The following is a 26,220-nucleotide window of genomic DNA, read 5'->3' on the forward strand; positions in this document are numbered from 1 at the left end:
GGCGCTACACCAGCGCGCGCATCGCCACATCGACGATACCGATCAGCGCATCTTCCTGATGCGCGACCCGCCCCATGACGCGCAAGCCCTGCATGACGCACAACAGGAAATCGCCGACGGCTTTTTCGTCGAGCGTCGAATCGAATGCGCCGCTCGCCTGACCGCGGATCACCGCCGCGGCGAGCAAAGTCGCCATGCGGCGCTGAATCGCGGCGACACGCGCGCGCAGCACTTCGTCATCGGGCTGCATTTCGAGCGTCGTATTCGTAATGAAACAGCTGCGCCGGCCGCTCAATGCGCACGAGACCCGCGCGTAGTGCAGCAGCGCGTCGCGCAGCGCCTGCTCCGGCTCGACCGTCGCGCTCAGTCGCTGCGCAAGCCGCGCGACCGCGCCTTCCGAGTAATGATCCAGCGCGGCGAGCATGATGCCGTGCTTGTCGCCGAACACGCCGTAAAGGCTGCCGCGCAGCAGACCGGTGGCCTTGCACAGATCGTCGATCGACGTCGCGTGGTAGCCGTGATCCCAGAACACCTGGCTCGCGTTCGCCAGCACGGTGGCCGTGTCGAACTCGCGCGGACGGCCGCGCTGACACGTTTCGCCGGCTTTTTTCGCGGCTTGCTTTGAATGACTCAATTGCGATGACCTTGTTGCCTGGTTGCGTTGGTCTGTCGATATTATGACTGGATGTTCAATAAATCAAGGATGGCATTCCGTAGGCCTACTTGCGTTGGGGTCATCCGTTAATTCGACAATAGCCATCAAAAAACCGGCGGCGGGCAGGGCCCGTCACCGGCTTCGTTGCGCGCTGACCGTGACAGCAAAGACTCAGGTCTCGAGCTTCGCATCCATCGTAATCGTCGCGTTCAGCACCTTCGACACTGGGCACCCGGCCTTCGCGTCCGCGGTGGCTTTGTCGAACGCGGCCTTGTCTCCGCCCGGAATCTTCACGGCCGCGTCGAGATGCACCGCGGTGATCGCGAAGCCGCCGCCGTCCTTGTCGAGCGTGACGGTGGCCGTGGTGCCGATGCGCTCCGGCGTGATGTTGGCCTTGCCTAGCTCCGCCGACAACGCCATCGAGAAACATCCCGCATGCGCAGCCGCGATCAGTTCTTCGGGATTCGTGCCGATGCCGTCCGCGAAGCGCGTCGCGAACGAGTACTGGGTGTCCTTCAGGACGCCGCTGTCGGTGGAAATCGAGCCCTTGCCGTTCTGCAGGCCGCCTTGCCAGACTGCCGATGCCTTGCGCTTCATTGCTCTCTCCTGTTTGTGCCTTGCCGCGCACGCTGCTCGACCAAAGATGATGCCCGCCGCGGCGGTCCGCCCGGATGTGTCCGCGCCTGGGCATCGGTCGCAGGTGCCGCGCGGCTTGCAGGCGCGGGCGCGGACCGGATTTCATCATAGGCGCTTCCGTGTCCCGGCGTGAAAAAGCGGCTTTTCACTATCTCAAAATCGGCAACGATATTTCACCAGAAACCCGCTTTTTTGCTGACATCGTAAGAAATGGACTCCGTTCAACGGATCGGGGAACGCGGTTTACGCCGATCCACCGCTCGACGATCGTCGCCGCTTCGGCGCCAGGTTCGCAAGACGTCGGCGGCGCGAAGCCCAGTTCGTCGGACGCGGGCGCCGGCGACGGTCGCTATTCGGGAAACGGCAGGCTTTGCTGCCCCAATGCGCGCATGTCGAACACGTTCAGCGTCATCGCGACCAGCGCGTAGTAGCCGAGCAGGCCGACCAGGTTGATCACGACCTGGTGCCCGAAACGCCCGACCGCCTGCGCATACGTCGCGGCCGTCACGCGCTTCGTCTCGTACAGTTCGCTCGCGAAGTCGTAGATCAGCGCGTCGTCGGCATCGGCGAACTCGGGGCGGCGCCCCTGGCGGATCGCCTCGGCGTCCGCTTCGCCGACGCCCGCCTGCAGCGCGATCGGATAGTGGATATACCACTCCGCCTGGGCCTGCCAGCGCGAAGCGGTCACCAGAATCGCAAGTTCCGACAGCCGCAGCGGCAGCCCGGTCTGGTAGCGGCAAAACGCGCCGAGGCGTTGCGCGTGTTGCGCGAGTTCGGGGCTGTGAATCCAGCCGAGGAACGGCCCATTCAGGTTGCCGCGCGGGCCGAACAGGATTTCGTCGAGCACCGCCTTCTGTTCGGGCGTGGCAGTGGACATGTCGAAGTAAGGCAAGCGCTCGGTCATCGTCGTTCTCGCAAAAGGCGGTAGGTCGAATCTCAGAGGGCGGCGAGCGACGCGCCGATCGCATCGCTGAGGCGGCTGACGATCTCGTCGATGTCGCGCTCCGTGCAGATGAACGGCGGCGCGAGCAGCACGTGGTCGCCGCTCTTACCGTCGACGGTCCCGCCCATCGGATATACCATCAGGCCGCGCGCGAACGCTTCGCGTTTGATCGTCGCGTGCAGTTTCAGTTTGGCGTCGAACGGCTCTTTGGTAACGCGATCCTTGACGAGTTCGACGCCGACGAACAAGCCGCGCCCACGCACGTCGCCGATATGCGCATGCTGCGCATAGTGCCCGCGTAGCCGGCCGCGCAACTGCTCGCCACGCGCCTGCACGTTCGCCAGCAGATCGTCTTCCGCGATCACGCGCTGCACTTCGAGCGCGGCCGCGCACGCGGTCGCATGGCCGATATAGGTATGGCCGTGCTGGAAGAAGCCGGAGCCGCCGACGATGGTCTGATAGATGCGATCGCTGACCAGCGTCGCGCCGATCGGTTGATAACCCGCGCCAAGGCCCTTGGCGATGGTCAGCATATCCGGCGCCACCCCGTCTTCGTCGCACGCGTACAGATAGCCGGTGCGGCCCATGCCCGACATGATCTCGTCGAGAATCAGCAGCACGCCGTAGCGGTCGCACACCGCGCGGATCTTGCGGAAGTATTCGCGCACCGGCGGCACGGCGCCCGCCGTGGCGCCGACCACCGTTTCCGCGACGAACGCCGCGACCGTGTCCGCACCGAGTGCGAGAATCTTCTGCTCGAGTTCATCGGCGAGACGCTGCGCGAACGCTTCTTCGGTTTCGTCCGCGCGCTGCTCGCGATATGCGTAGCACGCGCTCACGTGATGCGCTTCGATCAGGATCGGCAGGAACGGCTCGCGGCGCCATGCATTGCCGCCGATCGCGAGTGCGCCGAGGGTGTTGCCGTGATAGCTCTGCCGGCGCGCGATGAAGTGGCGCCGCTGAGTCTCGCCCTTCTCGACGAAATACTGACGCGCGAGCTTGAGCGCCGCCTCGATCGCCTCCGAGCCACCCGACACGAAGTACACGTGCTCGAGTCCGGCCGGCGCGCTCGCGACGAGCCGGTCGGCCAGTTGCTCGGCCGGCTCCGTCGTGAAGAACGACGTGTGCGCGTACGGCAACCGTTGCGCTTGCCGCTTGATCGCGTCGATCACGCGCTGGTTGCTGTGACCGAGGCACGACACGGCTGCGCCGCCCGACGCGTCGATATAACGCTTGCCCGTGGAGTCGATGATTTCGATGCCGTCGCCCGCGACGGCCACCGGCAAGGTTTGCTTCGGAAAGCGATGAAAAACGGTGGACATGATGTTCAGTTCCTGGAGAGGGTGGCGGACGCTGAAACGCGGGCCGGTTCGGGCGTCGCGCAGGCGACGAAAGTGTCGAACGCGCATTGCCTCTGGCGATACGCTTTCATCGACACACCAGCGTTGCCGATTTCGAACAGCGCGGTGGCGAGGGTGTTTTCGTCGTCGGGATCGTGAGGATCGTCGCGATAGAGCGGCAAGCCCGATGGCGCGCGATCGTGCAGTACGTCGAGCAAGGCCGCCGGTCGCAGCGGGCCGGCCGCGGCGAGCGCGGGCAGCAATGCGTTCAAGCGCGACTGCCGGTCGCGCGACGACTCGGTGACGATTTGCGCTTCGGCTTCACAGCCCGGATGAATCATGTGATTCGCGTGGCCCGACAGTGTTCGCACCGCCTCGACCGAGCAGCGCCGCGCGCTTGCTTCGACGCTGAACAGACGCGCGTCGCCCGCGCAGCCGAGCGTGTGATGAAAACCGCTCGCCGACGGCATGCCGCGCAGAATCTGCAACGCCTGATCGAGCGAGCCGGCGTCGAGCACCGCGCGCGCGATGATCATGCGCGGCACGCCGGCCGCCGGCGTACGGATGCGCAGATTATTGATGGCCTGCGTGATCCCGGCGCGATTGGCCGCGAACGTATGACCCGGCAGCGAGCCGGGATAGTAGAAGCTGACGAAGCCGGGGCGGCCGTGCGGCTGGACTTCGACCATCGCGCAGTGTTCGCGCAGAAACGGGTCGCCGTCCTCGTTGTGCGCTATGTAGCGCGGGTTGCCCGAGTTGCCGGCGTTGCGCTCGATAGCCGCGAGCGTCGTGCAGCCGTCCGGCGCGTCGTGAATCAGCTCGCCGCGGCAGTTCCACAGGAATACGTCTTCGGTGGCCCAGCCGAGGCCGGCCGCCAGGCCGTCGAGTTCGGCAAGCAACGCCGGATAGTGCGCGCGCGCCGCGTCGCGCAGCGTCTGCACGAACGGTGCGCCGCGCCAGCGCCGCACCGCGTGCCATGCGGCGCTTTGCGCCATGTAATCGGCGAACACCGGGCGGGCGATTTCGCCGAGTTGGTAGCCGATGTCGTACGGCTCACCGCTGACCTGAAAAACACTGAATTCCTGCATCGACGCCCTGGTTCGCACCATATTCAACAATCGGTACGCATTTATACGCCAATACAACATTTGTTGTCAAATGCCGTTGAACGATATCGAGTGGAGCGCGCCGTGCCTCACGCAATCGTTCAAGGCACGTACGCGCCCTTCGCATGCAACGATTGTTCGGCGAGCGCAAGCTGCTCGAGCGCATCCGCGCCTTCGAGCGCAAGCAAATGCGCGACCAGCGCTTCGGCGATCGCGGTGGCCGCCACCAGCGACGGAAAGAACGACGGGCTTTCGTGCGAGAAGATCAGTACCTTGTCGGCGTTCAACGCGATCGGCGACACGGCGCTGTCGGTGATGGCGATCAGTTTGCTGCCTTGTTCGAGCGCGGCCTCGGCGACGCGCGCGGCTTCGACCGAATACGGCGCGAAGCTGATGACGATGGTCGCGCTGTCGCGCTCGATCGTGCGCAGTTGCATTTCGAGCGTGCCGGCCTCGCCGTTGAGCAGCGACACCGACGGACGAAACAGCCGGTAGCCATAGACGAGACCGAACGCCACCGCGTAACACGAGCGGAAGCCCGCCACGTGCACGTGCGACGCGCGCCGCAACACCCGCGCGGCCTCGACGATCACGCGGCCGTTATGCGCGGCGGTCGTTTCGAGATTGTGCTGCTGCGCGACGAGAAGATCGTTCGCGAGCGCATCTTTCGATTTGACCATCGAGCGCGCCCGGCTCGTCAACGGCTCGGGCCGCGTGCGCACGCGCGCGACGAACAGATCGCGCAATTCGTTCCAGCCGGGAAACCCCAGTTGCTGCGACAGCCGCACCAGCGACGCGGGCTGCACCTGCGCGCGCTCGGCCACCTTGCGCATCGACGACACCGCGACCTCGTCGGGATGATCGAGCAGGAAGCCCGCTCCCATCTGGAACTGCGGGCTCAGTTCGGGAAAGCGCGCCCGAATCAGGGCGACGAGTTGATCGAAGCTGTCTGGCATGGTGAGGTGGGTCGGCGCCGAGTTGAGAGATGACAACAAATGTTACCACCGGGCAGGCGCGTTTCAACGGCGCGAAGATGCTCAGTTCGCCAGCGCTTGCCGATGCGCGTCGACGAAGTCCGCCATGCTGTCGAAGCGGAAGTCGATGTCAGGCTGCGAGCCCGGGTTCATCGTCGCGCCAAAGCCCGGCTGTGAATGACGGCGGTAAATCCAGCACGACGCCAGGCCGAACTCGTTTGCGGGCTTGTGGTCATGGAAGAGACTTTCCGCCGTGTGAAGGATTTTCTCCTTCTTGATGCCGCGCTGATCGAGCTTCTGAAGCATGTACTCGAAGTTGCGCGGCGACGGCTTGTAGGACCCGACGTCCTCCGCTGTGATGATGGCGTCGAACTCAATCTGCAGTCTGGCGTTGCTGAAGGCGAAACTTTCGTTGTCGATGTTCGACAGGATGACCAGCTTGTAGTGCTTCTTCAGATATTGCAACGCGAGCGCAGAGTCGGCGAATGCCGGCCAGTTTCCGATCGACTGGCCGTATGCCACGCATTCTTCGTGTGTATAGGGCAGACCCCACTCTTCAGCCATGCGCTTATATACGATGGGAAGCAGTTCCTGATAGCGCTTCGCAGGGGTGAAGTTCTGCTGCGACGACTCGTGGCGAGCGTGCGCTTCGAGAACCTCGTCACGCGTGAGCGGCGTCCTGGCTCGCTCCAGCAGAGGCCTCAGGCCTTCAAGGATGCCACTCTCCCAGTCGATCAAGGTGCCGTAGCAGTCAAAAGTCAGTGTATCGAAATCGGTCAGTTTCACGACTCCTCCTGTCGGATGGCGTGCTCAAAGGTTGAACCCATGCCGAAGCGGAGCTAATCTGGTCAAACAAGGGTCCAATACCTGGAGACTATATGCGCCCCCTCGTCCTGACAATGGCTGTCTTGACAGCCGCCGGCATCACCGCATCCGCCAATGCTCAATCGGTGGTCACCCTCGGTCACTCGGCTCCGCTTACGGGCCCCCAGGCGCCGAACGGAAAGGACAACGAGAACGGCGCCCGCCTTGCTATCGATGAACTCAACAAGAGCGGTGTCACGGTCGCCGGCCAGAAGGTAACTTTCAAACTCGACTCCGAGGACGACCAGGCAGATCCGAAGGTTGGCGTTCAGGTCGCGCAGAAACTCGTCGACAGCGGCGTGATTGCTGTCCTCGGCCCGTACAACTCAGGCGTGGCTATTCCGGCATCGCGCGTCTATAACACCGGCGGGGTACCGATGCTGCCGGTTGCCTCCAATCCGGCGCTGACGAAGCAAGGCTTCAGGAACATCTTCCGTATCGGCGCGAGTGACGAGCAGCTAGGCGGAACGATGGGTCAGTTTGCGGCCAAAACATTGAAGGCCAAGACCGCCGCGGTGATCGACGACCGCACGGCATATGGGCAAGGTGTGGCCGAGCAGTTCGTCAAAGAGGCAAAGGCAAATGGAATTCAAATCGTGGACCAACAGTTCACGAACTCGTCGGCGACTGACTTCCTCGGCATTCTCACCAGCATCAAGGCCAAAAATCCGGATGTCGTCTTCTTCGGCGGATACGCAGCTCAAGGCGCGCCGATGGCCAGGCAGATGCGCGCACGCGGACTGCGAGCCAAGCTGCTGGGCGGTGATGGCATTTGCTCGGCCGACATGGGCAGGGTTGCCGGTGACGCGGCCTCTATCGTGTATTGCGCCCAGGGCGGCACCGCGCTCGACAAGACCCCGGCCGGCCGTGAGTTTCTGCAGAAATACAAGGCCGCGTTCAACACCGACACGCAGGTTTATGCGGTCAGCTACTACGACGGCGTAAAACTGCTGGCCGATGCGATGGTCAAAGCGGGAACCACGACCGACAAGGCAAAGCTCACCGCCCAGTTGGCGAAGACCAACTACAAGGGCGTGGCAGGCACCTACTCTTTCGATGAAAACGGCGATCTGAAGGGCGCACCCACGACCGTCTATGTGATCAGAAACGGCCTTCCGGTGCCCTACGGGCAGTGACGTTCAATCGAGTAACCCCAACGCACACATGAAAATCACGCGCACTATTTCGACAGTCGAGGTTCATACCGGCGGCGAAGCGTTCCGTATAGTGACGAGCGGGCTTCCTCGTCTTCCCGGTGACACCATCGTCAAGCGTCGAGCGTGGCTGAAGGAGAACGCCGACGAAATTCGTACCGCGCTGATGTTCGAACCGCGCGGTCATGCTGACATGTACGGCGGATACCTGACCGAACCCGTTAGTCCCACGGCAGACTTCGGAATCATCTTCGTCCACAACGAGGGTTATAGCGACCACTGCGGACACGGCGTTATCGCGCTGTCTACCGCGGCGGTCGAGTTGGGCTGGGTTCAGCGCCAGATTCCCGAGACGCGAATCGGCATCGACGCTCCATGTGGCTTCATCGAGGCGTTCGTGCAATGGGATGGTGAACACGCCGGCAACGTACGCTTCGTCAACGTTCCGTCGTTCATCTGGAAACGGGATGTCACGGTCGAGACGCCGTCGTTTGGCACGGTCAAGGGTGACATCGCCTTCGGTGGTGCCTTCTACTTCTATACGGACGGTGCGCCGCACGGTCTCGCAGTCCGGGAGTCGTCTGTCGAGGAACTGATCAAGTTTGGCGCCGAGGTCAAAAAAGCTGCAAACGACGCGTACCCGGTTGAGCATCCCGATATCCCGGAAATCAACCACATCTACGGGACCATCATTGCCAACGCACCACGGCACGAAGGCTCGACGCAAGCCAACTGTTGCGTGTTCGCCGACCGTGAAGTGGACCGTTCGCCCACCGGCTCAGGGACTGGCGGACGCGTCGCGCAACTCTATCTGCGCGGCGAACTGGCGAGCAACGAGACGCTCGTCAATGAGTCCATCATCGGCACGGTCTTCAAGGGGCGTGTACTCAGTGAGACGACCGTCGGCGACTTCAAGGCCGTCGTCCCCGAGGTCCAGGGCAACGCATACGTTTGCGGTTTCGCAACCTGGATCGTGGACGAGCGTGACCCGCTGACTTACGGTTTCCTCGTCCGATAATCGGTTCCTTGCAGTCGCTTTTAGCGCGGAACGCTGTGACAGGCATTCCGCGTTGTTTGATTGGCGAATCGAGCGGCCCCACCAGTAGGTTGAAGCCCGGTTTCGTGCGCGAGGCCAGCGCGTTGGCATCAACTCATCGGCCCGTTCTTACCTCGCGTCTTCTTTGCGGTCGCTCTGCTTCGGTTCCGAAGCGCGAAGAACACACCGGCTCCGAGCGCGACGAGCAGAACCACGATCAGGCCGCCACTGCTGTCGCTCATGCCGGTCATGCCACGAGATTCGCTCTGGCTGTGCGCCGCCGAGGCAGCCACCGGCGCGGAAGCCTCCGCCGCGACGGGCTGCGGAAGCGCCACACCGGCGGCACTCCCTTGACGCACCAGAGAAACCTCCGACGTCGGCGAGGCCTGGGACGCCTGAGATGCATCAGACGCTGATACGGCTGGAGGCGCTTCGGGATTGGGACCGACAGGTGCCATCGCCGTTTCCGAGGCCGTCACGACAGGCGCGGCCGGCTCAGGCGCGGCGGGCTGAGGCGCGGCCGCCTGAGGAGCGACGTCGACGGATCGGGCCATGGCCTTCCACTGCGCGAACACGCCGTCCACGCAGTGCACATCGATACAGGCGTTTCGCGCCTGCCGCCACTTCGCCAGTTGCGCGGACGAGAGTTTCCCGCTGCTCAGAAGAGCCTGTTGCTGCGCGAAGATGTCGTCGTACTCGTTGTTCAGGATCGCGTGATCGCAAATGACGCGCTCAGCGGGTTGCTGCGTGGTTGCACACTGAATGTCGTTCGCCGATGCAGCGGTCGAACCCAACGCCGCCATGGATAGCAGCAATACTCCGAATCGTAGTGCCAAGTGCACCCGTCCTCCCAGAATGTGGTGTCAAAGTCCAGGCACCACGATGAATCCGCCTGGCTCGTCACCGTATGTATCGACTCTGCCTTCCAGCAGATAACGTGCCGCCAACGCGCACAGCGCCGCGTCGACGTCGTCGATCGAAGTCAGCGCCGCTGTTGCGATACCTTCCCGCTCGAGGATTGCCCGGCGCTGCGGACCTTTTTGCTTCGCGGACGCGACGTCCGTCCCGAGGAAAGCGCATGTGATCGCGTGGGGGAATGTCTCGAAGCACACGCGGCCATTGAGTTTTTCGCCGCCGCTGAAAAGCGGAAAGTGCGCGACGAATGCGTCGTAAACGCGCTCGCCGTTGAACATCCATCCATAGAAGCCGCTTTTGCTGGCGATCGCCGTTTCGCGAGCCGGTGTCGCAAACGAAAAGATTCGCTGCCGCGCGAGCGCCTTCTCGGCTAGTCGTCCCGCGGCGCCTGTTCGCCAACGACACGGCGCATCGATGCCGACCGCCGCCACCTCGAGTGCGCGACACCGTTCGAGCATCTGTTCGGGGGTCGCGTTACCGAGATGGCTCACGATCTCGGTACCGCGCAAGACGACCAGATGGTTTCCCTTCCGGTCGCCGCCAACATCGATGCCCGCTACCGTGGTCGGCGTCAAAGCAGCGCCACCACCCTCACATCGCCCTGCTCCGCCGACGCCACCACCTTCTCGCCGATCCGGCGGAACGTGATCGACACCGACGCATCCCCGACCCGCAAATCGCTGACCTCGAGCCAGTCGATACCTTCGGGCAACATCGGCTGTTCGATCAGCACTTCGCGGCGCTCGGCGTCGATCGTGATGCCCAGACACGCCTCGAGCATCATGAACGGCGAGCCCGCCGCCCATGCCTGCGGCAAACACGCGACCGGATAGGCCGTGGGCGGCTCGCCGCGGCGTCGCGGGAAGCCGCAAAACAGCTCGGGCAAGCGCATGTCGAAATTGACCGCGGCCTGGAACAGCGCCTGCAGCAGCTTCACGGCCGACGCCTTGCCGCCATAGCGTGACAGCCCGCGCGCGCACAGCGCGTTGTCGTGCGGCCAGACCGAGCCGTTGTGATATGCCATCGGATTGAAGCGCGCCTGGCTGGCGGCCAGCGTGCGCACGCCCCAGCCGGTGTGGAACAGCGTCGAGTCGAGCGCCCGCACCACCGCCTCGCCGCGCTCGCGCGTGGGCAGGCCGAACGCCAGCAGATGCCCCGCGTTCGATGCCATCACGCGACACAACTCGCCATGACCGTCGAGCGCGATGCCATAAAAGCCGATCTCGTCCATCCAGTACTTTTCTTCGACGCAGCGGCGGATCTTCTTCGCGCGCTCCGCGTATTGCGCGGCCGCGTCGCGCAGGCCGCGCAGCTTCGCGAAGTGAGCCATCGTGTCGAACGCGGCGCTCGCATAGGCCTGCACTTCGACGAGCGCAATCGGGCCGTCAGGGAAGCGCCCGTCCGCATGGAACACCGAATCGTGACTGTCTTTCCAGCCCTGGTTCGCGAGGCCGCCATCCGATTCGCGCTGGTAATCGAGCAGCCCGTGCCGGTTTTTGTCGCACACGCCCGCGACCCACTGCGCCGCGCGTTCGAGCGCGGGCCATAGTTCGTCGATCAATCCGACGTCGCCGGTGCGGGCCGCGTAGGCGCCGGCCAGCACGATGAACAGCGGCGTGGTGTCGACACCGCCGTAGTACAGCGCGAACGGGACTTCGCCGGCCGCGGCCATTTCGCCCTTGCGCATCTCGTGCATGATCTTGCCCGGCGCGGCGTCGCGAAACGGCGAGTTCTCGCGCGCCTGATGTTCGGCGAGAAAGCGCAGCACGCCGGCTGCGAGATGCGGTTGCAGCCACAGCGTCTGCAGCGACGTGATCACCGCGTCGCGGCCGAACGGGGTCGAAAACCATGGGATGCCCGCGTACGGGTACGGGCCGGTCGCGAGATCCGTCGTCAGCAGGCCGAGGTCGGCGAACGAGCGGTCGATCCACGCGTTGAACAGCGGATTGCTCGAACGCACGCGCGCGCTCGCGTTGCGTCGCTCGCGCATCACCAGGTGCGCATCCACCATTGCCGCGCGTACCGCCGCGCGGCCGACGCGCGGGCGCTCCGCATCGATCTGCGAGAGATGCGCTTCGCTCACCGCATGCATCGGCTGCGACACGTCGGCGCCGGGCTTGCCGGTCATCGGCACGACCTGCACCGCTATCGACAGATAGATCGACACGCACGCCTGCGCGGGCAGCTTGACGGTGTAGTCGGCGCGGTCGGCGAACAGCTTGTCCGGCTGCGGCGAGAACGCGATCTGCACGTTGCGCGCCACGTCGTCGAGACCGATGTAGCCGAGCAGCACCTGCTGATTCTCGATGCGCGCGGGCTGCACGCGACCCTGTTTGTCGCGCTTCAGGCCGCGCACTTCGAACATGTCGCGGAAATCGCTGGAAAACGAAATCGACAGCGGCACGCTCGCATCGCTCGTGCCGTAGTTCGTGAGCTCGATCGCCTCGTTGAGCACGGTGCCCGACAGCACGCGCACACGCTCGACGTGGATCACGCCTTCGGGCGTGCTATCGCCGCCTAGCGGCGGCAGCGGGCGGTTGGTCAGATGCGCGGTGAAACTGGTGTTGTCGCTGCTTACGCTGCCCGACAGCAGCGACGGCGCGCGGCCGCCGAAGGTCAGGCGCAGTTGCGACATCACGCGCGTATCGTTGACGAACAGGCCATCGTCGTGGCCGGTGATATCGCCGAGCGGATCGTTGACGACGAAGGTGTCGCCCGACTTGAGCACGTGCTGCGTAGCGCTCGCGACGTTAAGGTTTTCCGTCGGGATGAAAACGCCGTCCTGCTCGGGCTCGCGATGATCGACGCCGCCCGAGTGGGTCAGCCCGCCGAGGGCTTCTGGCTGCTGTATCAAGGTCGCTCCTATGGATTCGCTGCTGCGTTTAGTTGCACTTCGGGTCTCTCGCCTCGGATCTGCCGCCGGATGGCCCGGTTGCCCCGTCACCCGGGCCCCCGATTGGCCGGACCCCCGATTGGCCGGACCATCCGATTGTAGAGGCTCTGTCCGCGTGAGACGAGCTTATCGCCTCGGAGTTTCGGCTTTTTACGCCGTTTTTTGACGGCGTTTCCGGTGGCACGGGACGTGCAGGCGGCAGGATGCGCGGAACGTAAAAAAACCCACGGCCTCGTGAGCCGTGGGTTGGCGACCGTCGTTGAACGCGTTGTCGGGCGTCTATCCGGCCTGTTACCGCTTCGCGACCGGCTTCGCCTCACGCAGCGTCTCGCCGATGAACAGCTGACGCGGACGACCGATCTTCTGCTCGGGATCGGCGATCATTTCGTTCCACTGCGCGATCCAGCCGACCGTGCGTGCCATCGAGAAGATGCAGGTGAACATCGACGTCGGGATGCCCAGCGCGCGCTGCACGATGCCCGAGTAGAAGTCGACGTTCGGGTACAGCTTGCGCGACACGAAGTACTCGTCTTCGAGCGCGATCTTTTCCAGCGCCATCGCGAGCTTGAACAGCGGGTCGTCGTGCAGGCCCAGCTCTTCGAGCACTTCGTGGCAGGTTTCGCGCATCAGCTTCGCGCGCGGGTCGTAGTTCTTGTACACGCGGTGGCCGAAGCCCATCAGCTTCACGCCCGAGTTCTTGTCCTTCACCTTCGCGATGAAGTCGGGAATGTTGTCGACCGAGCCGATTTCTTCCAGCATGTTCAGCGCGGCTTCGTTCGCGCCGCCGTGCGCCGGGCCCCACAGACACGCGATACCGGCCGCGATACACGCGAACGGATTCGCGCCCGACGAACCGGCGAGCCGCACGGTCGACGTCGACGCGTTCTGCTCGTGGTCCGCGTGAAGAATCAGAATGCGGTCGAGCGCGCGCACCAGCACGTCGTTGACCTCGTATTCCTCGGCCGGATTCGAGAACATCATGCGCATGAAGTTCGCGCTGTACGACAGGTCGTTCTTCGGATACACGAACGGTTGACCGACGCTGTACTTGTACGCCATCGCGACCAGCGTGGGCAGCTTCGCGATCATGCGGACCGCCGATACGTCGCGATGCTGCTGGTTCGTGATGTCGAGCGAGTCGTGGTAGAACGCGGACAGCGCGCCGACCGCGGCGACCAGAATCGCCATCGGGTGCGCGTCGCGACGGAAGCCGCGGAAAAAGAAGTGCATCTGCTCGTGCACCATCGTGTGCTGCGTGACGGTGTTCTCGAACTCGGCTTTCTGCTGGGCGTTCGGCAGTTCGCCCTTCAGCAGCAGGTAGCAGGTTTCGAGGAAGTCGGCGTTCTGCGCGAGGTTGTCGATCGGGTAGCCGCGGTAGAGCAGTTCGCCCTTGTCGCCGTCGATATACGTGATTTCGGAGTTGCACGCCGCCGTCGACATGAAGCCCGGGTCGTACGTGAATTTGCCGCTCTGGCCGTACAGCTTGCGGATGTCGATGACATCGGGGCCCAGCGAGCCCTGATAGATCGGCAGATCGATGGTCTGGTCGCTGTCCGAAAAGCTCAGCGTTGCGTGTGACTTCGAGTTCATCTACGTCTTCCTTTTGCTTGATACCGCACTCGCGCCGGCATGCATTCCCGAAGAAGTACGGGCATGCTCAGGCTCCGCTGCGCATTCTACGGGTCGGCGTGTCGTTGATTGCGTCGATTGATCGCAACAGTCCATCTCCTTGGGCGCAACATTCGTTGTCGGCACGCGGCGGGTGCATCGCGATGCCGATGAAAGTCGCACGAAGGTCGGAACACCAGCCGCAACAATGTTTTGCTGCCAGCACACTGCGTCGGGCGTGATCCATCTGCGATACTCAGTCCGTGCATTGATGCTTGCGGCCCGCGATTCGAAGCGGGTTTTTTTGATCACACAGAAAAGCAGGACGAATACAAATGAATGTCTCTCTCGAAACGCTGTTTCCGGATCATGTCCATACCGAAGACCACACGGTCACCGCGCTGAATCATCAGGATATCGTCGTCGCGTTGTCGGCGGCGCTGAAGACGCAGGACGTCGCGGTGCTGCACATGCTCTACCCGCGCACCGACGCGCGCACGCATCGCAGTCTCGACACGCTCGTCGACGTGCTGCATGGACACGGCCTGCATGAAGTCGCGGATCTGATCGCGCAGGAAGCGCACTATCTGTTGTTCAAGGACCCCGTGAAGGCGTGGAAGGTGTTCCACGAAATCCGCAACGACTCGCTCGCGATCGGCGTGCATCTGTACTATCACGGGCTCGTCGGCGAGGTGGCCGAACGCGCGCTCGACAAGGACGCGCATCGCAAGGCCTGACGCAGTAACGGGCGATCGGCGGCGGCACGCGCCGGCCGATCGCAGTTGATTTTCGCTTTACTTGCTCAGCGCGCGCTCATCGCCTGAATGAAATCATCCACGTAACGATTGAACGCGGACGGATGGGCGAGGTTCATGCCATGCGACGCACCGCGTACCGTTTCGCGGCGCGCATCGGGCAACCATCCCCGCAACGCCGTCACCGTGCGATGAAACATGTCGGGACTCTTCTCGCCGTCGATCAGCAGGACCGGGCAGCGCAGATCGGCCGCGTCCTGCGGCACGTAGGCGGGCAGCGGATCGCGGAATTGCCGCGCGAGCGTGTGCGCGTTGTCCGTCGCCATGCGGCGAAAACCCGGGGTGCTCATCGCCCAGAAGCCGGGGCGGCTCACCGAATCGACGAACAGTTGCAAGCCTGCTTCGACCTCGCCGCTTTCGATCAACTGAGCCGCTTTCGCGCGCAATGCGTTGACCGTCTCCGGCAGGCTCGCGGGTGGACGTCCGGCGATCTGCAGCGGGCCGCCCGGATCGGCGAGCGTCAGCGTGCGCACGTGTTCGCGATGGCGTCGCGCGAAATGATAGGCGACGCAGCCGCCGCGCGAATGCCCGACCACATGCGCGGGCCCCGCGCCGAAACGCGCGATGAACTCCGCCACTTCATCGGCGTGGCTGCTCCAGCTGAACGGCAGGTCTGCCGAGCTATCCGTCACTGGCCAGTAATGCGTGAGACTGACCGCGACGCAGCGATAGCGCTTCGACAGACCGGCCAGTTGCGGCTGCCAGTAGCGGTGGTCGCACAACGAGCCGTGCACGAACAGCAGCAAGTCGCCGTCGCCGGCTTCGACGTAAGGCATGCGCAAGCCGTTGCGCAGTCCGATGAAGGATGGCGATGACGACGGCGACGAAGCGGAAACAGATTGATTCACGGGTGAGCTACGGGCAGCGCGGCATCGGCGCGCGAATGCGCGCGGAGCCGGCAACAAGCATTGGAAATGAGCATATCGGCGTCCCGGAAAATGGGACGCGATGCGCATTGTCACATAAGCGTCAGCGACGCGTCGGGCAGGCGTCTGCCGGGTGCCCCGACGGAGCGCCTATTGAGCACCCACGAAAAAAAGACGCACCATGCGGAAAAGCGAATCGTCTCCATCGCTTGCTCTGGCCGAGGCCGTTGTATTCCAGCTTTTCCGCGAACCACTCGCGCGTGGCGACAAAGGGACTACTCGTTTGGATTGTGCCCACCAATCCGGCAGCCAGCTTGCGCCTCGTGCTCAATCAGATTGATACGGCCACACTGACCCAGCAGGGCATCTGCGATGGAATGGGGTGGAATGCAATTTGGCCGTCACCCAAGCCCCCATCCACCACTCACGCGTCCCAGGCTTCGTCCACCCACCCCGCCGCGGCCGCCGCGCCCGCGCCACGCACCGCGCAGGTCAACGGTTCGTCGGCGACGTGCACGTCGAGGCCGATTTCCCGGCTCAAACGCCGCCCCAGATTGCGCAGCAGCGCGCCGCCACCGGTCAGCACGATGCCCTTGTGCGCGATGTCCGTCACCAGTTCGGCGGGAGCCAATTCGAGCCCACGCTTCACCGCGCCGATCACCTGACTCAGCGGCCCTTCGATCGCCTCCGAAATATCGCGGTTGCTCAACTGCACCGTGCGCGGTAGCCCATCGTCGACGCTGCGGCCGGTTGCGTTCATCTGCTCGAGCGGCACGTCGTGCACGGCCGAGCCGATGGCTCTCTTGACGTGCTCGGCGGTCTGCTCGCCGAGCAGCACGCCATACAGATTGCGCACGTAGCCGATGATCGCCGCGTCGAAATTGTCGCCGCCGACGCGCACCGAGCCGCTATACGCGGTGCCGCCCAGCGCGATCACGCCGACCTCGGTGGTGCCGCCGCCGATGTCCACCACCATCGAGCCGGTCGCGTCGCCCACCGGCAGGCCCGCGCCGAGCGCCGACGCGAGCGATTCGCCGATCAGGCTGACCTTCCACGCGCCAGCCGCCTCGGCCGCTTCGCGGATCGCGCGGCGCTCGACGTGGGTCGCGGAGGCCGGCACGCACAGCGTGAATGCCGCGCGCCGGCTGAAGAGCGAACGCGGCCGCGCCATGTCGACGAATTGCTTGATCATGTGTTCGGCGGCGGAGAAGTTGGCGATGACGCCGTGGCGCATCGGCCGCACCGCTTCGAGATTGCGCGGCACGCGGCCGAGCAGCTGGCGCGCCTCGGCGCCGATCGCGGCGATCCGCTTCGACCCGCTCGCGGGCTGCGTCTCGAAGCACACGACGGACGGCTGGTTCAGCACGATGCCACCGTCGTCGGTATAGATAAGAGTGTTGGCCGTGCCGAGATCCACCGCCACGGAGTGGCGGAACAGTCGCTCAAAGAGCGGGTAATGCGGCGTCGGTCTGGCCATATGCAGGCTCTGATGTGTCGTTATGCGCCGTCCAAGGCGGTCTGGAAATGCGCCCCCGGTACCCCGAAGCCGCGCGACACGCCCGCTGGGCGTTGCGCTTCCCGCGCGGCGGGGGTGATTTTCAAGCTATTGCCCATATGACGGCAAGCCCGTCAGAATCTTTAGGGCCACTTTCTAGTGGGGTTGTGTCAATCGCGCGACAGCTCGCCCAGTGCGCGTTCCAGCGCGTCACGGCCGAGCGCGACGCCGTCGGCGGTGATCGTGTGGCCGACGCCGGGCAGCACGTAGGCGTCGACCGCGTAGCCGGCGGAGTTGAAAGCGTCGGCCGCGGATTCGAGTTCGCGCACCGGGATCACCTCGTCGTTCTCGCCGTGGACGAGCGTGAGCGGCGTCGCGCGGTTCGACGATACGATCGGCGAGGCGAGCCGCCCCGAATACGCGACGACGCCCGCCGCGCCCTCAACGCTCGACGCGACGTGATGCAGTGCCATGATCGAACCTTGCGAGAAGCCGACCAGCGCAAGCCGGTCGAAAGACAGCTGCCAATGCGCGAGCTCGGCGTCGAGCACGTGGCGCAGCGCCGGATAGGCGGCGGCGACGCGCGCCTCGCGGTTCGCCGCGCCGACGTCGCGCAGGCTGAACCACTGGCGGCCGCCGAAGCCGCCGTCGAACGGATCGGTGCCGTCGAGCGACACGAACGCCGTGCCGGGCAGGTCCTCGCTCCAGATGTCGGCGAGCGGCATCAGATCGCGCGCGTTGCTGCCGACGCCGTGCATCAGCACAACGAGGCTCGTCGCGGGCGTGTTTTGCGGCGAGCGCCGCCAGCCGTGTTCGAATTGTTGCCAGCTCATGGGTGTGTGGTCCTTTTTTCCGTGGGATTGGGTGTACGTTTCGGCCTTTGGTGACGCAGCCTCAGCCGCGAGCATACGCCGCGTGCCGCGTTCGCGCCGTCGGGCGCCGCATCGGCTGCTGCCGTGGCCGGCGCCGCCCGGCGATTGCGGGTATGCTTTTGCGCATCGACGGACCCGCCGCCGCGGTACACGGTCCACGGCATCCTGCGCCGACCATGCATTGCGAATCGCGCGCCCTCGCCGTCCGTCCTCACGCCGTTCGCGCCGTCCGCCGCAAAACATCCGGAGAACGCCTTTTGAGCCAGCCCAACGCCGCGCCTGATTCCGCGTCGCCGCCGCCTCAGCCACCCGCGCCACCGTCGCCGCCCGCGCCTCTCGAAGGCGGCCGGCTGGTTCTCGCGACGATCGCGGTCGCGCTCGCCACGTTCATGAACGTGCTCGACACGTCGATCGCGAACGTCGCGATTCCGACCATTTCCGGCAACCTCGGCGTCTCGGTCGACGAGGGCACGTGGGTGATCACCGTGTTCGCGGCCTCCAACGCGGTGGCAATTCCGCTGACCGGTTGGCTCACGCAGCGCATCGGCCAGGTGAAGCTGTTCGTCGGCGCGATCCTGTCCTTCACGCTCGCGTCGTGGCTGTGCGGCATCGCGCCGACGCTGCCGATCCTGCTGCTGGCGCGGGTATTCCAGGGCGCGGTGGCCGGACCGCTGATTCCGTTGTCGCAGGCGATCCTGCTCGGCTCGTATCCGAAGGAGAAGTCGTCGACCGCGCTCGCGCTGTGGGCGATGACCGCCACCGTCGGCCCGATCGCGGGCCCGGCGCTAGGCGGCTGGATCACCGACAGTTACAGCTGGTCGTGGATCTTCTACATCAACATCCCGGTCGGCCTGTTCGCGGCCGGCGTCACGTGGATGATCTACCGCACCCGCGAATCGCCGACGCGCAAGCCGCCGATCGACGTGGTCGGCCTCGGCCTGCTGATCACGTGGGTCGCGTCGCTGCAGATCATGCTCGACAAGGGCAAGGATCTCGACTGGTTCTCGTCGCCGGTGATCGCGATTCTCGGCCTCGTCGCGCTGATCAGCTTTGCGTTTTTCCTCGTATGGGAGCTGACCGAGGAGCACCCGATCGTCGATCTGCGGCTCTTTCAGCAGCGCAATTTTCTCGGCGGCACGATCGCGATTTCGATCGCCTACGGGGTATTTTTCGGCAATCTCGTGCTGCTGCCGCAATGGATGCAGGAGTACCTGAACTACCGTTCGATCGACGCCGGCCTCGTCACCGCACCGCTCGGCATCTTCGCGATCATTCTTGCGCCGATACTCGGCCGCGTGCTGCCGCACTCGGACGCGCGCGTGATCTCGACGGTCGCGTTCGTTGGCTTCGCGATCGTGTTCTACATGCGCTCGAAGTACGTGATCGAGATCGACACGTGGCACCTCGTGCTGCCGACGCTGCTGCAAGGCATTCCGATGGCGCTGTTCTTCGTGCCGCTAACGGCGATCATCCTGTCCGGCCAGCCGCAGAGCCGGATTCCGGCGGCGGCGGGGCTGTCGAATTTCGTGCGGGTGTTCTGCGGCGCGGTGGGCACGTCGATCGCGGGTACCGCGTGGAACAACCGCACGATACTGCATCATGTGCGGCTCACCGAGCAGGCGTCGGTCGACAACCCGTTGTTCGCGCAGCAGATCGACAACACGCAGTCGGTGCTGCATCTGAATCCACAATCGGCGAATGCGCTGTTCGATTTCACCGTGAACACGCAGGCCGCGATGATGGGCCTGAACGACGTCTTCTTTGTGTCGGCGATCATCTTCGTGCTGATCATTCCGCTGATCTGGATCACGCGGCCGGCCAAGGGCGGCGGTGGACCGGATGCGGCCGGCGCTCATTGAGGCAGATTCGTTTTCGTGCGACGGCGACGCTCGCGCGGTGGCCACGAAGCGGCGTCAGCGGAAATAGCGCGCCGGCGTGTCGCCGAACGCATCGCGAAACACCGCGATAAACGACGACACGTCGTTGTAGCCGACTTCGAGCGCCACCTGCGTGACGCTCTCACCGGCGCCCAGATGTTCGAGCGCGGCCAGCAGACGCAACTGCTGGCGCCATTGACCGAAGGTCTGCCCCGTTTCCTTCGCGAACAAACGCGCGGCCGTGCGCGCGGTCACGCCCGCGGCCGCGGCGAGTTCCTCCAGCACCAGCGATTGCGCGGGATTCGCGCTGAGCGCCTCGGCGATGCGCCGCGCGCGCGGATCGGCCGGCCAGTTCAAGCCAAGCGGCGCGGCGGGCAAGCCGGCGACGCGATCCAGCAGCACCTGCAGCAGACGGCGGGCGGGTTCATCGGGCGCGTGATCGTGCGGCAGATCGGCCGCGGCGGCGAGCAGCGCCTGCACCAGTGTGTCGGGGATCAGCGCGCCGGTCTGCGCGGGCAGCGGCGCGGCGTCGGCGGAGTCGTCGGTGGCGTCCATTGCGGCATCGGTTGCGACGTAGAGCGAATACGACTGCACCGGGCGCGTCGCGTGCAGGCAGTGCTGCGTATTCGCGGCGATCCACAGCGCGCGGGCGGGCGGCACGACCCAACGGCCGGATGCCGTGCGCACGGTCAGCACGCCTTCGCTGACGTGAATCAGACGCGCGCGCCGATACGCGCGCCACGGCTCGTCCAGCGTCGCATGGCGCTCGCCGACCACGAAGACCGCTTGCTCGATGCCGTCCGGATCGAAGGCTTCCGTCATGGTGTCTGCTCTGACGCGGGACGTCCGCGAAGGGAGCAAGATTAGCACGCGCGCGGGGCGCGGCTGCGAGGCGGGCTAACAGGGTTCGGCCACCATGAGCGCGCACCCCGCCTAAGGCCTGGTTACCCCGCCCGCTCCACCAACTCCTCCAGCACCGTCCGATACGACGTCATGCCAATCACCCGCCCGTCGGCGGCGTGATGCTGCTCTCGGTCGCGCTGGGCTTCTTGATCTATTCACTCGTCGAAGGCCGCTAATCCGGCTGACCGGATTGGATCGTCGCGATGCTCGCCTGCGCACTCGGCTGGTGTCGCGAAGCGGGAACCGTACGCGCGCAGCCACGTATCGTTGATCAAACCGTGGTCTTCGAAACCGTTGAGCTTAAATGTACTCAGAATATTGAAACCGAGTTCGCCCAGCACGGCATCGAGACGTCCTTCAGCCTCGGCGTTCAAGATCCACTGAAACCACGGGGATACCTTGGCGTTTGCTCGCCATCGGTCAACCAGCGTTGCCTGGCCGAACGGCGTGGGTCCGTTGACGCTGATGATGCGCCGCACGCGATCCGGATGGCGAGACGCGAGACCCATACCAACCGGCCCGCCGAAATCATGCATGACGAGCGTTATCTCCCGCAGGTCTAGTGCCAACACGAAGCGTTCGAGATTGTCGCCGCTGGTTACTACACCGGCAGTTGGCTCATCTTGAACGGAACATCGCTCGAAACATGGTCGACATTCGGCGGCGCTGGGGCAATCGGATTCGCAGCGTCCGCGACCTCTTCATGGCTGGGCGCCCCTCATGCAGTGCGCATACGCCGTTTGAACCTCGCAAGGCTGCGACCGGTTGAATCCGCCACTCTGAACGGCCTTTCGAATTGCATATAGCGGCCTTTCAATATTCACCGAGGCCAATTTCACGCGCGGCCTTGACCGCGAAGCGGGCAATCACCCTGAATCGTCATTCAGGCGACTTTGTGCGCCATTCCGTTGCTGCTTTATTTTTCTCGCTAGAATCACCGGCTGCCAACCGCTCCGTCACGCTGCTCCCGATACATTCGGCTTTTCTAACAAGCTACTTTTGATTAGAAGGAAGACTCTATGTCAAGCGATTCGAGCAAAACGGATTTGGGCGATTTCGAGAGGTATATGGAAACTCTCGTGCGTGACTGGCACGTGCCGGGAGTCGGTGTGAGTATTGTCAGGAATGACGAGGTCGTGATGACGCAGGGGTACGGCCATCGTGACGTTGCGAAGGCGCGGCCATTTACTTCCTCGACACTGTTTCCAATCGCGTCGAATACGAAACTTTTTACCGCTGTCGCCGCAGGTCTGCTGGTTGAACGTGGCCTGCTGAGTTTCGATGAACCGATTCGCAATGCAGTACCCAGTCTGCGGTTTTATGATCAGTCACTTGATGCGGCAGTCACATTACGCGACATGCTCGGGCACAAAACTGGTGTGCCGCGTTATGACATGATCTGGTACGAATCGGACTACTCGACGAAGGATCTCTTTGATCGCATCCGCTTCATGAAGCCGATTGCTCCGATGCGCTCGCGGCTCATCTACAACAACATGATGTACGAAGCGGTCGGCCATATCATCGAGCTGATAAGCGGTAAGCCATGGGAACAATTCATCAGCGACGAGATTCTGGTGCCCCTTGGTATGCACCGAACCTTGTTCACGTATGGCGACGCAAAAGCCGACGACCAGGGAGACTACGCGTTACCTTTCTCTGAACGACGCGACAGTAATGAATTTTGGCAAACACCTGCGCCGAAAGATGACAAGTCCAGTCCGGCGGGCAGCATCGTCTCCAGCCTGGAGGACATCGCGCGCTGGTCGATCATGCTGATGAACGACGGACGGATCGACGGCAAGCAGGTCATACCCGAGAGCGTTCTAAAAGCGACGCTCGCTCTCGGCTTGCCGTGGCCAACCGAAATGAGTGACGTGTTCGGCTTCAAAACCGATCTTAACGGCATCTACGGCATGGGACGCATGACGGCCGCGTTTCGGGGTCATCTGTTGACGAGTCATGGCGGCACGCTGCGTGCGTTTCATTCGCAGGTGTCATATTTGCCGGAAGAGAAGATCGGTGTTTCCGTATTCGTGATAGGCGACCATTGCGCCCCGCTAAGCAACGCAATCGGCTTCGATATCTATAGTCGCGCGCTTGGCCTCAAAGAGACCGACTGGACAGCGCGCCTGCTCGACTTTCGCAAGAAGGCAAAGGCGACAATGCGCGAGGCCCGAGAACGGGCCGTGCCACGTGCGGTTCCGAACACACAGCCGTCGCACAACTTAGCGGATTACGCCGGCTCGTACGAGCACCCGGCGTATGGAACGCTGGATATCACAACTGACGGCACGCAACTCCAGTTCGAATTCCGTCAGGTCAAGCTGCCCCTTAACCATTTCCATTACGATCGCTTTGACACGGCTGATGACGAGACAAATGGCGCATGGTCGGTTTCGTTCCTTACAAGCATGCTCGGCGATATAGATCGCGCGGCGATACGGCTTGATCAGGCGGAAGCCGTATTCGCTCGTCTGCCAACGCTACCCGATGCGGACGTCCTCGCAAGACTTGTCGGCACGTACGAAACGCCTCTTGGCAGGAAGATCGGTGTCAAGCTGAGTCGAGACCACGATATCGCATTGTTCCATCCGGGCGAACCGGCCGATGTCCTGAAACCATTCAAAGGCCTGCAATTTCGCAGCAGCGATTTCCCGGACATCACGTTTGAATTCGTTCTCGAAGAGGACGGTCGTGCGAAAGCGCTTCGCCACTGGAATGCACATGTCGAGTTGGAGTGGCCGCGCATCGACGACTCCATCCCTGCTGACGCGCTCGAAAGCGACGGGCTGCTCAAGAGTTAGCCTCGCGTTCCCGGCAGACGGCTGTGGGTACGGCTAACTGCCCAGACACGTCGCCTGCTCACGTGCTTTAACAGAACCATCCTTTCCCGATGCACCGCCTTCGTCATGACAACCTTTGAACCGGTCACATTGACTACCACGCGTCTCATTCTGCGGCCGCTGCGTCATGAGGACGCGCAAGGGCTGTTTGCGATCTGGTCAGATCCTGAGGCAATGCGCTATTTTCCGTTTCGAGCGATGACATCGCTAGACCAGGCAACGGATCGCGTCTCACGCAAATTGAAGACGTCAGCCGACGGCCAGGATTTCATCTGCGTAGTTGCATTGCGGGCGACCCGTGAAGTGCTCGGCGACTGCGCTCTCTTTAATGCGAACGAGCAATGCCGGCGCGCGGAGATAGGCTTTAGTCTGAAACGCAAGCATTGGGGAAACGGATTTATGCGAGAGGCGGCTTCTGCGCTAATCGAGCATGGTTTCGGCACGCTGAATTTACACCGGATTGAAGCGGATATCGACCCACGGAATTCAGCCTCGGCGCGTCTTCTCGAGCGGCTCGGGTTTATCCGTGAAGGGTTGTTGCGTGATCGTTGGATAGTTGGCGACGAGGTGTCAGATAGCGAGTTGTATGGCCTGCTTGAACGTGATCGTCTGGCCTATATAGACACTAACTGCCGTTAGACCGATGAACTTGCCACTGTCCCTTGAGAGGCTGAACTCTCCTGGACGGAGCAAATTCACTTCGGAGTGTCGACTTACCGGAATTGCCTTACCACTACTGCAATCTTTGGTGCGATGGTGGCCACGCGACAAACGGGAGCGGCGCACCGCCCCCAACTCGCCCCTTATCCATTTTTTGTTGCGTAGCCCAACCGAATGAAAGTGAGGTTTTGTCTTCCATTTGACGACCACGTGGACGCAAGCTGCCACCTACTTCAGCTCCGACGTGATTAATCCGACCTACACAGAGGAGCCCCATGCCATCGAAAGATCCCCTTACACCCAGTACTCGCTTCCTTGATGGCAACGCAATCCGACGCATCCTTTCGGACCGGATCGATATCCGCCGCGAAGGCGTGGGAATCGTCGTTGGAATGGTGGGCGACGGCGAGCGGCGCGTTGTCGGCTATGGCCGATTCGATCAGAACGACGCCCGTATCCCCGACCAGCACACTGCGTTCGAAATTGGATCAGTGACGAAAGTGTATACCGCGATCCTGCTCGCGGACATGATCGCGAGTGGCGAAGTCTCGCTTGATGAGCCAGTCCAGCGTCTTTTGCCCGGCAATCCGGCCGTACCAGAACGCAACGGCAGGACTATCACTCTACATGACCTTGCGACGCATACATCCGCGTTGCCCCGTCACCCCAACAACATGGCCGGGAACGGTTCACCCGACCCGTTCTCGGGTTACACGATCGATCTTCTTTACGCGTTCCTGGCCCGCTACGAACTGACCCGTGACATCGGCTCGGAGTTCGAGTATTCGAACCTCGGCGTTGGCCTCCTGGGCTATGCGCTTGCATGTCGGGCAGGAGCGGATTACGAAACCGTGCTGAGGGCTCGCATCCTCACACCGCTGCAACTGGCGAGTACGGCCATCGCACTGCCTGACGAGATTGAAAGGAGGTGCATCCCTGGTCACGACCTCGACCTGCGTTTCGCGCAGCGGATGGATCTCGGTCAGGTGTTTGGAGCGGCAGGGGCGTTGGTGTCTACGGTAGGTGATCAACTGCAATTTCTCGAAGCCGTGATGGGTCATCGGCCGTCCGCACTCGATAAAGCAATTGGCCATACGCTCGACATACGTCGGCAGCTTGGAGACCAGGTCATTCCACTTTGTTGGGGAATGGGCGTCGGCAGCGCAGATGGCGAACCAGAATGGTTCGGCCATACCGGAGGAACACTGGGGTGCCGGTCGTTCATCGGGTTCGATCGTCGCGCATCACGAGGCGTCGTGGTGTTGGCGAACGCGGCGTTCGACGTTGGCGACATTGGCTTGCATCTCTTGAAACCCGAAAAACCCCTACGGCAACCGGTCAAGATTCGAAACGAGATCGACGTCGATCCCGTCCGCTTGCAATCCTATGCAGGGCGTTTCTGGCTGCGTCCGGACTTCATCCTGACGATGACGGTCGATAAGGGACAACTTTTCACCCAAGGTACCGGGCAACCGAGAATCGCGCTGTATCCCGAGGCCGAACACCGATTTTTTGCGAAGTTGATTGACGCGCAGATCACCTTCGAAATGGACGATCAAGGGATCGCCGAAAAGCTGACGCTGCATCAGAACGGGTACGATCTGGTCGCGCGCAAAATGGATTCTTGATGACGCGAATTCCTAGGGTCTGTTTACATTTGACGAAATCTTTCAATTACCCACTTTTTTCTCGGCCCAGCCAATACCCAAGCTCGATGTCGATCAATCGATGCATACCTCGCCAGATGACTTTGTTGCCGGGC

At 63.1% G+C, this 26,220-nt stretch carries 22 protein-coding genes and 1 pseudogene; 7 read left to right on the forward strand and 16 right to left on the reverse strand.

Annotated features, from left to right (window positions below; all coding sequences use genetic code 11):
• Nucleotides 1–4: 4 nt before the first annotated feature.
• From HDG39_RS32440 to HDG39_RS32470, 7 genes are all read right to left on the reverse strand, one after another.
• A complete protein-coding gene (locus tag HDG39_RS32440; RefSeq protein WP_184012069.1) occupies nt 5–634 on the reverse strand; it encodes a TetR/AcrR family transcriptional regulator in 630 nt (209 codons plus the stop codon).
• 192 nt (nt 635–826) lie between these two features.
• A complete protein-coding gene (locus HDG39_RS32445) occupies nt 827–1,252 on the reverse strand; it encodes an OsmC family protein (RefSeq protein WP_184012071.1) in 426 nt (141 codons plus the stop codon).
• A gap of 388 nt (nt 1,253–1,640) precedes the next feature.
• Nucleotides 1,641–2,195 (reverse strand): carboxymuconolactone decarboxylase family protein, encoded by a 555-nt coding sequence (locus tag HDG39_RS32450; protein WP_184012073.1) that lies wholly within the window; start codon nt 2,193–2,195, stop codon nt 1,641–1,643.
• A gap of 32 nt (nt 2,196–2,227) precedes the next feature.
• On the reverse strand, nt 2,228–3,556 hold the full coding sequence (locus HDG39_RS32455) for an aspartate aminotransferase family protein (RefSeq protein WP_184012075.1): 1,329 nt from the start codon (nt 3,554–3,556) through the stop codon (nt 2,228–2,230).
• Nucleotides 3,557–3,561: 5 nt separating this feature from the next.
• Nucleotides 3,562–4,683: a C45 family autoproteolytic acyltransferase/hydrolase gene (locus tag HDG39_RS32460; RefSeq protein ID WP_260328429.1), complete on the reverse strand. Its 1,122-nt coding sequence runs from the start codon at nt 4,681–4,683 to the stop codon at nt 3,562–3,564.
• Nucleotides 4,684–4,781: 98 nt separating this feature from the next.
• Complete coding sequence (locus tag HDG39_RS32465; RefSeq protein WP_184012077.1) at nt 4,782–5,636, reverse strand: MurR/RpiR family transcriptional regulator; 855 nt, start codon at nt 5,634–5,636, stop codon at nt 4,782–4,784.
• An 81-nt stretch (nt 5,637–5,717) separates the two neighbouring features.
• The gene (locus HDG39_RS32470; RefSeq protein WP_184012079.1) at nt 5,718–6,440 is read right to left on the reverse strand and encodes a haloacid dehalogenase type II; all 723 of its coding nucleotides are present in this window, start codon (nt 6,438–6,440) and stop codon (nt 5,718–5,720) included.
• Nucleotides 6,441–6,532: 92 nt separating this feature from the next.
• Between HDG39_RS32470 and HDG39_RS32475 the strand changes: the two genes are divergently transcribed.
• Nucleotides 6,533–7,654 (forward strand): branched-chain amino acid ABC transporter substrate-binding protein, encoded by a 1,122-nt coding sequence (locus tag HDG39_RS32475; RefSeq protein WP_184012081.1) that lies wholly within the window; start codon nt 6,533–6,535, stop codon nt 7,652–7,654.
• 28 nt (nt 7,655–7,682) lie between these two features.
• On the forward strand, nt 7,683–8,690 hold the full coding sequence (gene lhpH, locus HDG39_RS32480) for a trans-3-hydroxy-L-proline dehydratase (protein ID WP_184012083.1): 1,008 nt from the start codon (nt 7,683–7,685) through the stop codon (nt 8,688–8,690).
• A 128-nt stretch (nt 8,691–8,818) separates the two neighbouring features.
• On the opposite strand, the gene HDG39_RS32485 is transcribed toward lhpH, so the two are convergent.
• The 4 genes from HDG39_RS32485 to gltA all read right to left on the reverse strand — a co-directional run bounded on the left by HDG39_RS32485 (nt 8,819) and on the right by gltA (nt 14,106).
• Nucleotides 8,819–9,550, reverse strand: a complete 732-nt coding sequence (locus HDG39_RS32485; protein WP_311735904.1) for a hypothetical protein — start codon at nt 9,548–9,550, stop codon at nt 8,819–8,821.
• A gap of 21 nt (nt 9,551–9,571) precedes the next feature.
• Nucleotides 9,572–10,198 carry a DUF429 domain-containing protein gene (locus tag HDG39_RS32490; protein ID WP_184012085.1) on the reverse strand — a complete coding sequence of 209 codons (627 nt, stop codon included), beginning with the start codon at nt 10,196–10,198 and terminating at the stop codon, nt 9,572–9,574.
• The gene (locus HDG39_RS32495; RefSeq protein ID WP_184012109.1) at nt 10,195–12,474 is read right to left on the reverse strand and encodes an amylo-alpha-1,6-glucosidase; all 2,280 of its coding nucleotides are present in this window, start codon (nt 12,472–12,474) and stop codon (nt 10,195–10,197) included. The genes HDG39_RS32490 and HDG39_RS32495 overlap by 4 nt, the downstream gene beginning before the upstream one ends.
• Before the next feature lie 333 nt (nt 12,475–12,807).
• On the reverse strand, nt 12,808–14,106 hold the full coding sequence (gltA, locus tag HDG39_RS32500) for a citrate synthase (RefSeq protein WP_184012087.1): 1,299 nt from the start codon (nt 14,104–14,106) through the stop codon (nt 12,808–12,810).
• A 353-nt stretch (nt 14,107–14,459) separates the two neighbouring features.
• On the opposite strand from gltA, the gene HDG39_RS32505 reads away from it, so the two are divergent.
• Nucleotides 14,460–14,861, forward strand: a complete 402-nt coding sequence (locus HDG39_RS32505; RefSeq protein WP_018425331.1) for a hypothetical protein — start codon at nt 14,460–14,462, stop codon at nt 14,859–14,861.
• Between the two features lie 65 nt (nt 14,862–14,926).
• On the opposite strand, the gene HDG39_RS32510 is transcribed toward HDG39_RS32505, so the two are convergent.
• From HDG39_RS32510 to HDG39_RS32520, 3 genes are all read right to left on the reverse strand, one after another.
• Complete coding sequence (locus HDG39_RS32510; protein WP_184012089.1) at nt 14,927–15,715, reverse strand: alpha/beta fold hydrolase; 789 nt, start codon at nt 15,713–15,715, stop codon at nt 14,927–14,929.
• A 514-nt stretch (nt 15,716–16,229) separates the two neighbouring features.
• The gene (locus tag HDG39_RS32515; RefSeq protein WP_184012091.1) at nt 16,230–17,282 is read right to left on the reverse strand and encodes a rod shape-determining protein; all 1,053 of its coding nucleotides are present in this window, start codon (nt 17,280–17,282) and stop codon (nt 16,230–16,232) included.
• A 188-nt stretch (nt 17,283–17,470) separates the two neighbouring features.
• Complete coding sequence (locus HDG39_RS32520) at nt 17,471–18,133, reverse strand: alpha/beta hydrolase (RefSeq protein ID WP_184012093.1); 663 nt, start codon at nt 18,131–18,133, stop codon at nt 17,471–17,473.
• Between the two features lie 296 nt (nt 18,134–18,429).
• Here HDG39_RS32520 and HDG39_RS32525 point away from each other — a divergent pair, with 296 nt between their 5' ends.
• Nucleotides 18,430–20,031, forward strand: coding sequence for a DHA2 family efflux MFS transporter permease subunit (locus HDG39_RS32525; RefSeq protein ID WP_018425335.1), 1,602 nt, complete (start codon nt 18,430–18,432; stop codon nt 20,029–20,031).
• A gap of 54 nt (nt 20,032–20,085) precedes the next feature.
• Here HDG39_RS32525 and HDG39_RS32530 read toward each other — a convergent pair whose 3' ends face one another.
• Nucleotides 20,086–20,871, reverse strand: a complete 786-nt coding sequence (locus HDG39_RS32530; protein ID WP_184012095.1) for an AraC family transcriptional regulator — start codon at nt 20,869–20,871, stop codon at nt 20,086–20,088.
• A 290-nt stretch (nt 20,872–21,161) separates the two neighbouring features.
• Nucleotides 21,162–21,542: pseudogene (locus tag HDG39_RS32535) on the reverse strand (alpha/beta fold hydrolase); the annotation flags it as partial.
• A gap of 429 nt (nt 21,543–21,971) precedes the next feature.
• On the opposite strand from HDG39_RS32535, the gene HDG39_RS32540 reads away from it, so the two are divergent.
• The 3 genes from HDG39_RS32540 (at nt 21,972) to HDG39_RS32550 (ending at nt 26,086) form a co-directional block, all read left to right on the forward strand.
• Nucleotides 21,972–23,759 carry a serine hydrolase gene (locus HDG39_RS32540; protein WP_184012097.1) on the forward strand — a complete coding sequence of 596 codons (1,788 nt, stop codon included), beginning with the start codon at nt 21,972–21,974 and terminating at the stop codon, nt 23,757–23,759.
• A 105-nt stretch (nt 23,760–23,864) separates the two neighbouring features.
• Nucleotides 23,865–24,437 (forward strand): GNAT family N-acetyltransferase, encoded by a 573-nt coding sequence (locus HDG39_RS32545; RefSeq protein WP_184012099.1) that lies wholly within the window; start codon nt 23,865–23,867, stop codon nt 24,435–24,437.
• Nucleotides 24,438–24,733: 296 nt separating this feature from the next.
• Complete coding sequence (locus HDG39_RS32550) at nt 24,734–26,086, forward strand: serine hydrolase (protein WP_184012101.1); 1,353 nt, start codon at nt 24,734–24,736, stop codon at nt 26,084–26,086.
• Nucleotides 26,087–26,220 lie beyond the last annotated feature (134 nt).

Source organism: Paraburkholderia lebeckiae, assembly GCF_014201005.1.
Classification (GTDB): Bacteria; Pseudomonadota; Gammaproteobacteria; order Burkholderiales; family Burkholderiaceae; genus Paraburkholderia; species Paraburkholderia tuberum.